Source organism: Desmonostoc vinosum, assembly GCF_059505385.1.
The window spans coordinates 1-10,712 of record NZ_JCACKM010000199.1 but is presented as its reverse complement, the minus strand read 5'-3'; the positions used below and the strand labels follow the sequence as shown (position 1 = coordinate 10,712).

The following is a 10,712-nucleotide window of genomic DNA, read 5'->3' as shown; positions in this document are numbered from 1 at the left end:
AAGCAATTGCAAACTGCTTAAACCGCAAGTGTTTCGGCTTTTCTTAGTGCCATTCCATCTAATACGGGAATAGTACGGGTTGCCAGTTTTCCTTTGGTGTTACCTTTACGGATAATTAACTCAGGTCTGACTCTGCCCCTGCTGTCATAAACATCCTTAATTTTGAGGGTGACACATTCCTTAACCCGGCAAGCGGTGTAAAGCATCACGGCACAGAGGGTTTTATCTCTGAGTGTGGTTAACCCTAGGGTAAATAAGCGCTCAATTTCTTGAATAGTCAGGACTTTTGCTTTCCCGTGACGGTCGATTTTCACCCTTGAAGTCTCTATGCGCGATAGTAAATTATTATCGCCGGTGCATGGTACGCAATAATTGAAATATCGCTGCTAATTGATTTTATTCAACATGAGTGAGCTATCTAAAGCAAGCCGAAATCGGATATTGCCGCAGGCGACGTTAACACCCGAACAATTGCATCGTCGCAAACTCCAGCGTCATGAACTGGGTGCGCGATGTCGGGCAATTTTTGAGAGGATTCGTCCTCAACTAATTGAAAACCATTACAACTGGTTGATTGCCATAGATGCAGATAGCGAAAACTACCTCATCGACCCTGAGTTAAAAGGTTTACTCCAACAGGTTCGCAATCAGTATATTAACCCAGATGCCAAGCTGACTATTTTTCGACTGAATGAAACTGGAGCCTGCGGCACAATATGATTGACGGCAGGTTTGGTGATAATGGGGAGTTGCTGTTTGAAATACAATTAGTCGCTGTGAATGGAGAGCGATTTGAAGTTGAAGCACTGTTTGATACAGGTTTTACCTCTGGGTGGTTGTGCATTAATTCTCAAGACCTGGAAGCTCTGGAATGGTCTATAATCCTACCTCAAATTGAGATGCAAACAGCAGCTGGGTTAGAGTATTTTGACTTATATGAAGGTCAAGTAATTATTGATAGCAAAGAGTTTGTCATTCCTATCCATGTAGGAGAAGAACTGCCTGAAACTTTGATGGGGTCACTATGGTTCGATATTATGCAGTTAGTTGTAAATAAGCCAAGAGGAATTTTGACATTAGAGGCAGTAGTGGACATTACCTTTTAAGAACACCGCATGTAATTCTCTTGCATAGAGCTAGTTGATTATAGTACAGGGATACTAAGATAAATAATTAAGAACTAGTGGCCGACCAACAATAAAGAGCAGCTTTCATGCCAAAACGTCTTCTAGTAGTCGAATCTCCAGGAAAAGTCAAAAAGCTTAGTCAAATTCTCGGCAGTGATTGGATTGTGCGTGCCAGTTGTGGTCATATTCGACAGTTGAGCGATTCGGGAGAAGATTCTCTAGGCTTTACTATAGATGGCAGCGAGGTACGATGCAATTATGTAGCGCGTGACCAGAGAGCCAAAGAAACGATTGGGCAGCTAAAAGCAGCAATGAAGCTGGTAAATGAAGTAGTATTAGCAACAGACCCAGACAGAGAAGGGGAGACAATAGCTTGGCACATCAAGGAAGCTTTGGGTTTGAGAGACGCTAAACGAGTAGTCTACAGCGAAATTACAGAATCGGCAGTGAGAGCCGCGATCGCCAATCCCAGGAAACTAGACTTAAATCTAGTGGGGGCAGGACTATGCCGAGATTGTCTATGGAGAACTTACAGCGCGAGGATCTAAACCCAGTTGAAGAAACGGAGGCAATTCTTGACCTGTTATCACTCAAACTTAACATTAGTACTAATGAGGTTGGGTCTATTCTAAATCGTGCTAACCATGCAAGAAACCGTCATCAAGAACTGGAGGAAAACGTTTCCCTCCAATTTCAAACTATCGAATCAGTTTTATCTGGGCTGGGAAAATTTTCAGCAGAATCCTTTCGTACCAGTCGTTTACCACTGTTAAATCTACCTACTGATATCTTGCAAGCGCTACGTGAAGGAAAAATAGAATTCACGAAGGCGAGAGCGATCGCACAAATTAAAAATGAAGAACAGCGAAAAACATTGCTGAAGCTAACAGTATCCAAGAACTTGAGTTTAAGAGAGATATTGTATCAATCGCACAAGTCGCAAACCTTGGAAATGGGGCGGCTTAAGCGGCTATCAGCAACTATCAGCTATAGGTTCGATACTACGTAGTTTACCATGTCGAGAAATTGACACAGATTATTTATCTCTGTTGTCGGTTTGGGTTGACCAGGCTTTAAGTAACAGTCGTTCGGTAGCATCAGACTTAGAAGAGGCGCACCAATGGTTACGACGAATTGCCGAATGTTTGCACTATCCTGAACACACCAGTTCTAGCACAGATGATGCGACTGATATTACACAAACTGCAAAATTACCTTTAACAAGTTTTCAAGTCCGGTGTGAGATACAAAAGTTGTTACAGCAGTTTGTGCCTAACCCTCAACAAAATCCGGCACAGTTTGCTCTCAAGAAAAAGTTACAACGACTATGGAACAAATACGGGGCTAACTTGTTGCACTGCTATGATATCCCTGGTTTACCACCAGATAACCTGAAAATGGAAGCTATGTTTAGCCATCTGCGTCGCCACCAGCGACGAATTAGTGGACGTAAATCAACTGCCCAATTGCGTGATGCAAGGTCAATATCAAATTCTCTTTCTTGCCGAAAGCGAACAACACTTACTTACACAAATTCAGCAAGTAACTGTAACTGAGTATAAAACCCAACGTCGTAGATTAGCTTTGGCGGAAGCACCCCGTCAACAAAAACATCGCCTCCATCATGACCCCATTAGCACAATACAAGCTTTGGTCAATGAGCATATGGAACTTCGTACCATGATTGAGTCTCAAGCTCTTTCATACCAATTAGACAGCTAGGGGATCGTCTTCTGAAATCCATCTTTCCTGATTCTTGTCTTCGTATACTTTAACTCTGCCAAATCTAGGCTTTGTCTAACAGCTTTGAGATGAGCTTCTATCAACCTTGCATCTCCACCAACCAGAGCCATCATACTTACAGTCTTGGGTGCAGAGAAAGTGCAGTCTAGTGCTGCCCTTCTTTTTTCACTGCTTAATTTTCTCCCATTGAGAAATTTGCTGCCATCTGGAGATAGTCCATGTGTAATATTGCTAAATATTTCTTCATTATTAATTGCACCCTTGAGCTTTAATTTTTCTACACCCTTACCTGACCAACGCGCTGCTCCTTTTTGCGTTGCCCCTCTAAAAAAATATTCGACTGCTGTTTTAGCTGAGACGTTTTTAACTGTCAGCACATTGCATGAAAATTAAATTTCTCTCCCTAATATATCAGAAAAACTTTCACAAAAATTAAGCGTAATGTGCAAGGCTTTTTCCTAATATTCACCCATCACAAAATAATCAACAATTTCGTCAATTTTCTTCTTTTTGACGCATTTATGACACAGAATTGACGTGTGATTGACGTAGTTGTAGCGCAATTTAGCCGCAATTGTGACGCATTTATGACATATTCTCATTAAGACTATAATATTGGTAATATATGATTAATTCTTGACTTATAATGTTTGTTATTAAGTGAGAAATGACGCATTCTGGACGACTGCTAAACGCAGATTTGACGCCTGATTGACGTATAAAAGACGCCTCTTCTGTATGACGCAAAACTGACGCACATATGACGCAAGAAAGGAATTTAAGTTGATGGCAGATTTAACAGTGGCGATAGATCCGGGAGGCTCAGGGCTGAAAGGATTTTTTACTTTAGATGCATTCAAACCAGAACTAATTTTGATGGAGCCGGAAGTTGCTTCAGTTCCAAAACATAGTTTAGAGGCTTACGAGCAGACTAAGATTGGTAATTCTTCTCCAGAAAATAGCGCTTGGATTGAATACAAAGGTGAATATCATGCAGTTGGATTCTTAGCGAGAAAACGATTTCATGCTGACTTGCAGCTGCAAAGAAGAAAATTTGTCTTAGCCCTTCCCAAGGTTTTAGCAATGATCGCAGCGATCGCTGACAAGTATGAACTGCCAAATGGTACGACCATTCGACTAGGTATTTTGTTACCTTGGGGAGAATATCAAGATAGAGTATTGTTTGAGCGCTTAGTTACAGAGGCTCTGGCTGATTATAAATTTAGGGGACAACAGAAAAGTTTTTCAGTAGATTTATTTTTGTATTTACCTGAAGGGGGAGGGGTTCTAACTCGTGGGCGCGCTCCTGGTTCTAGCCTCAAAGAGCAAACCGTTGCAGTTGTGATGTTGGGATACAGAGATGCATCTATATTATTGGTGGAACGTGGTGAGATGTCTGTTGGGCGTACCCAATCCTTGGGATTTGCCAAAATGATTGATGCCGTCAAAAGCCAAACATCTGGTTTAAATCAGCACAAGCTGGTTACAGCCATTTGTAAAGCTGGTAAGAATGTTTCTCCTAAAGCTCTAGAAGAGTTAGTTGTTTCACTAGACCCAGCCTATAAAAATCACGAAATCTCAACCATTAGACAGGCTATTTCAAATGCTAGGGAAGAATATTGGATGATGCTCTCTGGCTGGCTGAAGTTACATGTTCCCCGTGATACTGATGAGGTATTGTTGGCTGGGGGGACATCAAACTTTTTCCGCTGCGAGTTAACTAACTTATTTTCTTTCTCTAAAGTCAATTGGTGCGAGCATCTAGAAAAACAAATCAATTCTAGCTTTTCATCACAGGTGATTAACAAATCTCTCGATTGTCGCCTTACAGATGTTTATGGGTTATTCTTCTACCTATGTGGTGTCAAGCAAAAAGCTAATCAATCTGCTATGGGGAGTGTTAAAACTCATGTCTAAACGTGTTCCATACCGCTTCCGTACAGATATCGAGGCACAGAGTTTAGACAGCATTCTCACAGACTTTTTACGTTCTAAGAATGCGGTGATTACTGAAAAAGAAAAAGTTTTGAACGCAACTAGAGCTTACTGGCTACCTTTTGCGCTTAAAGATAGAGGTGAATACTCCGACGAACAACTTAAGCATTATGCTAGAACTGCTATCTATAAGCTTCAGATGCATATTAATTATTTGGCAGAGAACTTCGGACTCTTTCATGATGGTGAACAAGCAATGTCGCTTGACGAGCCGTTGGGTGTTCACACATCCAGACAACGACCATTACTATCAATTCAGCAAACACCTACTATCGAGTCTCATCCCCATCAGACAACAAATACTTCCTTACCTGATTTAGAGAATCAAGTGGAGTAAGAAGTACAAGACTTTATTCATCACGAGGATGATGAAACTTTTCAAGGAATGTTCAGTTAACCAAGGAGCTTCATCTATGCCATATACCAAAGAAACTTTACAGAACGTATACTCTCTTTCTCTTGATGAGGTCGATGCCACATTCAGGGCCTGTGGACTACCTACAGATCAAGACGAATATAGTGATGAGGATATAGAAATCAAGTTTGATGTCCTGCGAGGTTACTTGAGTTCTGGACGAGTCACGGATTATGAGCAAGCAAAACAGTTATTTCAAGAAGCTCCATCTATAGAACCAGTAACATTTGAGCCATTTGAGCTTAAAAACATCTCTGAACTACTATCTATGGCCCGTTCAGATGTTGGGGTTAAAATCTCCTTAACTGAAGCACTGCAAATTTTACAGGCTTGTGGACTCACTGATAAAGATGAGTATAGCCCTATTGAGTGCGATCGCTTCCTGAAGGCCTGCGACTTGATTAAACAGCAAGGTCAAACAAAAGAGCAAGTAGCAGCACACTTTGGGATTAGACAACAGCCCAGCTACACAGAGGCTATGGTCGATCTTGTTGGTGAATCCGCGTCCCTAACTGAAGATCAATTAGTTGATTTAGTTGATAGTGTTACCCAAAAGCGTGCTGAAAATATTCCTGGACTAGTTAACCAAATCTACCTCAAAAATGTTGTTCAGGTTCTCGCAGAACATAAAGAAGAACTGACATTTTGTACGCTAGCCTTTCACTGTCTGAATTCTTTGCAATCTGATAAATCAGACTGGTATTTATCTAGTGAAAAACATATTCAACCACTGAAGCATCAAAAAGCTTTGAATAACCTTCACGATTGAATTACACGCTATTACAAAAAGGAGAAATGCTTTGATATTAGCTACACCACACACTGAAAATAAATCTATTGCTAGAAATAAGAAATGGGCTGTCAAACGCATCACTGTTAATTTGGCACGTACTGAAGCGATAGAACTAGAAGAATATTGTTTGCAAACAGGTAGAGCTGCAACCGATGTAATCCGCGAACTGATTTGCTCTCTGTCCAAGACAAAGAAATAATCAATTGCTTAATTCAGTCAGCATACAAAAATGCTTCTAGATATTAATTTTGGAAGCAACTACCTAACCATTCAATCACACCATTGTCTAATAGCTCAAGCAACAAATCATCAACTAAATCTTTACCAGCGTTGAATGTTTTACCAATCATAGTAGCCAGCAAATGCAGTAGATACTCTTTAGTTTTTGAATTTGGATTTTTAAGAGATTGACTATTGAGTAGTGCTACTAAATTTCCGCCATCTTCTAGAACTTCCCAGGCTTTTATGACATGATGTACTCCATTAGAAAAAGGAGGATTCATCAAAATCAGATCAAACCTACATGGTTCATCATACTCTAAGAAATCAGTACCAATTACTCGGTAGTTTTTGCCTTGTAATGTGTAACGCAAGTCGGAGTCAAGCTCAATAGCAAACATTGAACATCGTTGCATTTTAAATTTCTCTTGTAAGTAATCAAGAATATCACCAGCACCAGCACTAGGGTCTAATATTGTTTTGCCTTTGAAAGAAAAAAACTCATCTTCACTATTCCATTTATTTTTGTAGGTTTTGATAAATGGTGCAAGCATTTGTTTAATTACTAGTGCAGGAGTTGGATAAAATTCTGTAGTAGTTCCAAACATGATAGTCACCATTAATGAAGCGAAGGGATAAAATTGGTCAAGCTCGGTTTGGTAGAGCTAGAACTTTTTGAAGAGTGTAAGTTCTAGCTGTTGGTAATTAACTAACTACTAATGTCCGACCTCCGTAACTGTCATACAGCCAGCCACCAATCAGCTTCAACCCTGGTGCAGGTAAGGGGTCTGGTTCTAGTGGCTGTGTAACAAATGCGTCTAGTGCATTGCTCCAGTCATCAAATACTGCTTCCATCTTTTGTGCTGCTGCGGCTAGTTCATGATTGAGTTGCACTAGCACATTGAACTCGTCAACAGAAGTATTTCTGATTTTCTGCTCTAGGATTTGATAGTCTATCTTTGCTTCTTGATAAGCCTGTTGTATAGAAGAAATAGAGGCTTGGTTTGGTGTTAATCTTGTAGTAATCATCAATTTCCTTTATCGGGTTTGGTGAGAAGGTAATCGCAGACTTTGGACGGTTGGCGATTACCTTTTGATTGATTATATTTATATAATACCATGTCTACAAGGTATAACTCATGATTAATGATATAAATTCCTGATCGTTTCTGCTATTATTTACCAAGTAGACACGGTAAAACTTATGAGTAATCGCAAGGCTTTTGAACATGTAAGAGAGGGTACACAGTTTAAAGCTGCTGGAGATGAGCCGCTTAATGCCAAAATTGAACTCAGGCTTACAGAGGCAATGAAGACACAGATAAAATCAATCCCCGGCTGGCAAGATCAATTAAGAGGTGCGATCGCACAATTAATTAGCGATTATTCTCAAACTACGAATGAAGAATGAACTACAACGCCGCTTACCTTTTGCTATCCCAGATTCCACCCGTCAAACAGATTCGGCTGGTCTACTCCGTATTGTCTCCCAACCAACCGCCGCAGTTCGTCAACCGAGTTAGCCGACTTCATCAGAATCAACACTGATGTCACATGAGGAGATAATCTCTCTTTGGTTTGGTTATCTAACATCTGGTGTATTTTGTATTTCCTGCGGCCGTTGGGGAGTGCTGGGTTAACGATGTCGAGCTTGACTTTCTCCTCTGGTGTCATCCAACTATAAATAAACTCCCAGTACATTTTTCCGTTTCTGATATTCTTTTTATGCAACTTGGTAATACGTGCAAGGTTCTCTTCAAACTCGTTCTCAAACATACGAGTCCACGGCTGTGGCGTCTCTAAAATCCGGCTCACTTCTTGGCGTTGCTTGCGGGATGATTGATATTGTTCAGGTAACCATCCTGTCTTCGCTTGGATGAAACTATTTATACCAATCGCGCCGATTGCATCTAAGGCCACTATGGCTTCAAGCTTCCCTCTGCGTTCGTACAAACGTAAGATACCCCAGCAAACAATGGCTCTGATTGGCCTGGTTTCACCCCCTTTAACAGAGATTTTTTCGGTCAGGTATAAGTCGCTTCCCACAAGCTTTTGAAGCCATTCGGGGGCCTTATTTTCGGTCAGGTTTTCAAGGATATTTTGCACTGTCGAGAGCCGAACTCCACACAACCTTGACAGTCCCCGTTGACTCATTCCTGACTCTCCAGTAGCAGCAACGGTAAAATATTCGATACCGTCAATCTCTTGTCGTAAAATATCATCAGACATTGTTCGTGTCCTTCAATTTGTTATTTTTGGCTAGTTCAAATTCTGTAAGGGAGTGCTGAATGCAGGTATAAAACCCAGCATCGGGTACTGAATGCGATCGCTATTTAATTCAGAAATAATCTCAATTGCCTAGCTGATATTTCTCGCTCATTTTCCCGATGAATTGAAGTGTGAGCCAAACTCAAATTAATAGATACTTCACTCCACCATTTAGCTGTTGTTTTACCCTGCTCATTCATCAACAAAGCATACTCATTTAGGTAATCAACAGCAATCAGAAAATGGGTGTAGCAGTCAAAGGCGAGGTGATTAAGTTCCTCCAACACCCTTCTCTTTGTCTGCGTGTTAGAGTTAATCCAGATGATTGAATGCCAAGTTGATTCATATTGCTTGGCATTATTAATGGCGATCGCTAAATGTTTTTTGGCTGCTTTCAGTAGATAGTGAGTATCTGGAATTTGCTTGAAAGCCACCGATAAACAGCAGTGTGTAGAGTTCACATTAGATTTATTCTCAGTAAAAGAAAATTATTTCAACCCAAATAACGCCTTACCTTTTTCACTAAATCGAGCAAACGGTAACTCACCTCCAGCTTTTAATGATGCTGCGATCGCACTCTTATTCACCACATCTTCTAAATCACGCTGCTTTAAATATTCATCAGGAATCTCACCTGAATAGTCATTATCAATTACAACTGATGGAGCTGTAGCCCGAACAGCTAATTTCGGGAAATCTAGGGTTGGGAATTTCCCACCTTTCTCTTCAACAATACTCATCAAATAAGCCTTAAATGATGCAATCCGATTCTCGGCAACTCGCGCTGCTGCTTGCATCCTTTGGGCTTGCTCTCTGTAGTATTCCGCATCTTTCTGCAAAGATGTTAGATACCAGCATGAAGCATTTACTTTGTCTTTCAATTCTTGTTCGTTGTGCAGAAATGCTTGTAAGAATTCCTCTATTTTAGCTTGCTCAATTTCGGGGGATAAATTCAATTCATCAAGTGATGAAAGGAAATCGTTTAGCTTGTTAGTCAGTTGTTGTGATGCAAGTTGTATTTGTCGTAATGTTGGCATTAGTTTACAAAAGAGTTATATATAATTTCTCTCTCTACATATTTTTGAATTGCGTGTGCAATCAGCAAAGCTAAATGTGTCTCAGTCGTAGCAGATAACTCTGGTTCCATGTTGTCTGCATCACTCCAATAAATCTGAGCTTTAAAATTTTCGCCGTCATGCCAAATACTGATGCTTGGTTGTAGTTGAAAATCTTGTATCATTTGTTTTATGAAGAAGGGAAAAGGTAAAAAGCGAGTGGAATTGTGGGCGAAACAATCCTTGTATCGTAAGGCAGGTCGAAACCCCACCTATGAGTGGGTGGCTTAGTTTAATTGCGAATTGCGTTAGCGAGTCCGCGATAGCGTTAGCGTAAAGCCTACGGCATAGCTTCGCTTAGAGCGACACAGGAGCGTCGCTCTAAGCGAATTGCGAATTGGTTTCATGGAGTTGTGGGCAATCTTTAGGGCGATCGCCCATTGCATTCAATCAAGCTATTGCCCGGTTATCTGAATAAGTCGGCTGATTAATCCAAGCCAAAACTGCCTCTGGTTTTAAAGGACTCCAACGAGGTTGTTGAAATCTCTGGTTATTCCAGTTCAACTGAACCAAACAAAAAGTTTCTTCTTTATCATCCCAACCGGGCCTATTGTGATATGGGTAATGCTCGATAAACACAAATTGATAACCCAAGTGCCCAAAGCTTAATAAGAAAAAGATGCTGCTGGCGATCGCTGCTAATAACTTGAATTTTGTATCATCTACATTTTCTTGCTCTAGCATGGCAAACGCTGCTTGTAATTGAGCAATTCCTGATAGATTCGGGGGTAAAGAATAGCTAATATGTTGTGTCATTGTTGTTAAGGTAATTGTGCTAAACTCCAAATAAATTGATTAGCGATCGCCGTAATGACATGGATGCCCAGGATGAGAAGTGTCATCATTATAATCATCTTCATCATCATCACCAGGTATCAATTCAAGGGTTAGATTAAGCGTATTAGTAACTTGCCCAGTTCTACCGTAAGCAACTTGAACATGGCTAACTAAACTAAACATCTTACGTAAAAATGCCTCTGTAAGAGCTGATTCGTAAACAAAAGCTTAAGAAGCCATCCGCTTGATCATCAGACGAA

Annotated in this window: 20 protein-coding genes and 1 pseudogene; 11 read left to right on the top strand and 10 right to left on the bottom strand. The window is 40.6% G+C overall.

The features are described from left to right. Positions 1 to 17 precede the first annotated feature (17 nt). A complete protein-coding gene (locus tag AC5JMF_RS24335; RefSeq protein ID WP_495798278.1) occupies positions 18 to 314 on the bottom strand; it encodes a tyrosine-type recombinase/integrase in 297 nt (98 codons plus the stop codon). 91 nt (positions 315 to 405) lie between these two features. Between AC5JMF_RS24335 and AC5JMF_RS24330 the strand changes: the two genes are divergently transcribed. The 6 genes and pseudogenes from AC5JMF_RS24330 (at position 406) to AC5JMF_RS24305 (ending at position 2,849) form a co-directional block, all read left to right on the top strand. After that, entirely contained in the window at positions 406 to 720 is a 315-nt protein-coding gene (locus tag AC5JMF_RS24330) for a hypothetical protein (RefSeq protein WP_495798277.1), read from the top strand. After that, on the top strand, positions 717 to 1,106 hold the full coding sequence (locus AC5JMF_RS24325; RefSeq protein WP_495798276.1) for an aspartyl protease: 390 nt from the start codon (positions 717 to 719) through the stop codon (positions 1,104 to 1,106). Before AC5JMF_RS24330 ends, AC5JMF_RS24325 begins: the two co-directional genes overlap by 4 nt. Before the next feature lie 107 nt (positions 1,107 to 1,213). Then, positions 1,214 to 1,648, top strand: a pseudogene (locus tag AC5JMF_RS24320) (toprim domain-containing protein); the annotation flags it as partial. Next, positions 1,648 to 2,136, top strand: coding sequence for a ParB/RepB/Spo0J family partition protein (locus AC5JMF_RS24315; RefSeq protein WP_495798275.1), 489 nt, complete (start codon positions 1,648 to 1,650; stop codon positions 2,134 to 2,136). The pseudogene AC5JMF_RS24320 and the gene AC5JMF_RS24315, both read left to right, overlap by 1 nt. A 40-nt stretch (positions 2,137 to 2,176) precedes the next feature. Beyond that, on the top strand, positions 2,177 to 2,683 hold the full coding sequence (locus AC5JMF_RS24310; protein ID WP_495798274.1) for a hypothetical protein: 507 nt from the start codon (positions 2,177 to 2,179) through the stop codon (positions 2,681 to 2,683). 28 nt (positions 2,684 to 2,711) lie between these two features. Continuing rightward, complete coding sequence (locus AC5JMF_RS24305; protein ID WP_495798273.1) at positions 2,712 to 2,849, top strand: hypothetical protein; 138 nt, start codon at positions 2,712 to 2,714, stop codon at positions 2,847 to 2,849. Here the strand turns inward: AC5JMF_RS24305 and AC5JMF_RS24300 are convergent. Then, a complete protein-coding gene (locus AC5JMF_RS24300; RefSeq protein WP_495798272.1) occupies positions 2,846 to 3,247 on the bottom strand; it encodes a relaxase domain-containing protein in 402 nt (133 codons plus the stop codon). The two genes, AC5JMF_RS24305 and AC5JMF_RS24300, sit on opposite strands and share 4 nt — an antisense overlap. A gap of 409 nt (positions 3,248 to 3,656) precedes the next feature. Between AC5JMF_RS24300 and AC5JMF_RS24295 the strand changes: the two genes are divergently transcribed. From AC5JMF_RS24295 to AC5JMF_RS24280, 4 genes are all read left to right on the top strand, one after another. Then, a complete protein-coding gene (locus AC5JMF_RS24295) occupies positions 3,657 to 4,787 on the top strand; it encodes a ParM/StbA family protein (protein WP_495798271.1) in 1,131 nt (376 codons plus the stop codon). Then, entirely contained in the window at positions 4,780 to 5,202 is a 423-nt protein-coding gene (locus AC5JMF_RS24290; RefSeq protein WP_495798270.1) for a hypothetical protein, read from the top strand. The genes AC5JMF_RS24295 and AC5JMF_RS24290 overlap by 8 nt, the downstream gene beginning before the upstream one ends. A gap of 76 nt (positions 5,203 to 5,278) precedes the next feature. Continuing rightward, a complete protein-coding gene (locus tag AC5JMF_RS24285; RefSeq protein ID WP_495798269.1) occupies positions 5,279 to 6,049 on the top strand; it encodes a hypothetical protein in 771 nt (256 codons plus the stop codon). Positions 6,050 to 6,116: 67 nt separating this feature from the next. Then, positions 6,117 to 6,272, top strand: a complete 156-nt coding sequence (locus tag AC5JMF_RS24280) for a CopG family transcriptional regulator (protein WP_495798279.1) — start codon at positions 6,117 to 6,119, stop codon at positions 6,270 to 6,272. Between the two features lie 43 nt (positions 6,273 to 6,315). Here the strand turns inward: AC5JMF_RS24280 and AC5JMF_RS24275 are convergent, their stop codons facing one another. Together AC5JMF_RS24275 and AC5JMF_RS24270 are read right to left on the bottom strand one after the other, a co-directional pair. Continuing rightward, positions 6,316 to 6,900 carry a methyltransferase gene (locus tag AC5JMF_RS24275; RefSeq protein WP_495798268.1) on the bottom strand — a complete coding sequence of 195 codons (585 nt, stop codon included), beginning with the start codon at positions 6,898 to 6,900 and terminating at the stop codon, positions 6,316 to 6,318. A 97-nt stretch (positions 6,901 to 6,997) separates the two neighbouring features. After that, the gene (locus AC5JMF_RS24270; protein WP_495798267.1) at positions 6,998 to 7,321 is read right to left on the bottom strand and encodes a hypothetical protein; all 324 of its coding nucleotides are present in this window, start codon (positions 7,319 to 7,321) and stop codon (positions 6,998 to 7,000) included. Positions 7,322 to 7,496: 175 nt separating this feature from the next. Between AC5JMF_RS24270 and AC5JMF_RS24265 the strand changes: the two genes are divergently transcribed. Then, positions 7,497 to 7,703, top strand: coding sequence for a hypothetical protein (locus AC5JMF_RS24265; RefSeq protein ID WP_495798266.1), 207 nt, complete (start codon positions 7,497 to 7,499; stop codon positions 7,701 to 7,703). A gap of 23 nt (positions 7,704 to 7,726) precedes the next feature. Here the strand turns inward: AC5JMF_RS24265 and AC5JMF_RS24260 are convergent, their stop codons facing one another. The 6 genes from AC5JMF_RS24260 to AC5JMF_RS24235 all read right to left on the bottom strand — a co-directional run bounded on the left by AC5JMF_RS24260 (position 7,727) and on the right by AC5JMF_RS24235 (position 10,635). Continuing rightward, complete coding sequence (locus tag AC5JMF_RS24260) at positions 7,727 to 8,521, bottom strand: hypothetical protein (protein ID WP_495798265.1); 795 nt, start codon at positions 8,519 to 8,521, stop codon at positions 7,727 to 7,729. A gap of 104 nt (positions 8,522 to 8,625) precedes the next feature. Continuing rightward, entirely contained in the window at positions 8,626 to 9,021 is a 396-nt protein-coding gene (locus tag AC5JMF_RS24255) for a hypothetical protein (protein ID WP_495798264.1), read from the bottom strand. A 27-nt stretch (positions 9,022 to 9,048) separates the two neighbouring features. Continuing rightward, the gene (locus AC5JMF_RS24250; protein ID WP_495798263.1) at positions 9,049 to 9,597 is read right to left on the bottom strand and encodes a siphovirus Gp157 family protein; all 549 of its coding nucleotides are present in this window, start codon (positions 9,595 to 9,597) and stop codon (positions 9,049 to 9,051) included. After that, the gene (locus AC5JMF_RS24245; RefSeq protein ID WP_495798262.1) at positions 9,597 to 9,800 is read right to left on the bottom strand and encodes a hypothetical protein; all 204 of its coding nucleotides are present in this window, start codon (positions 9,798 to 9,800) and stop codon (positions 9,597 to 9,599) included. Before AC5JMF_RS24245 ends, AC5JMF_RS24250 begins: the two co-directional genes overlap by 1 nt. Before the next feature lie 265 nt (positions 9,801 to 10,065). Next, entirely contained in the window at positions 10,066 to 10,431 is a 366-nt protein-coding gene (locus AC5JMF_RS24240; protein WP_495798261.1) for a hypothetical protein, read from the bottom strand. A 39-nt stretch (positions 10,432 to 10,470) separates the two neighbouring features. Then, positions 10,471 to 10,635 carry a hypothetical protein gene (locus AC5JMF_RS24235; protein WP_495798260.1) on the bottom strand — a complete coding sequence of 55 codons (165 nt, stop codon included), beginning with the start codon at positions 10,633 to 10,635 and terminating at the stop codon, positions 10,471 to 10,473. Positions 10,636 to 10,712 lie beyond the last annotated feature (77 nt).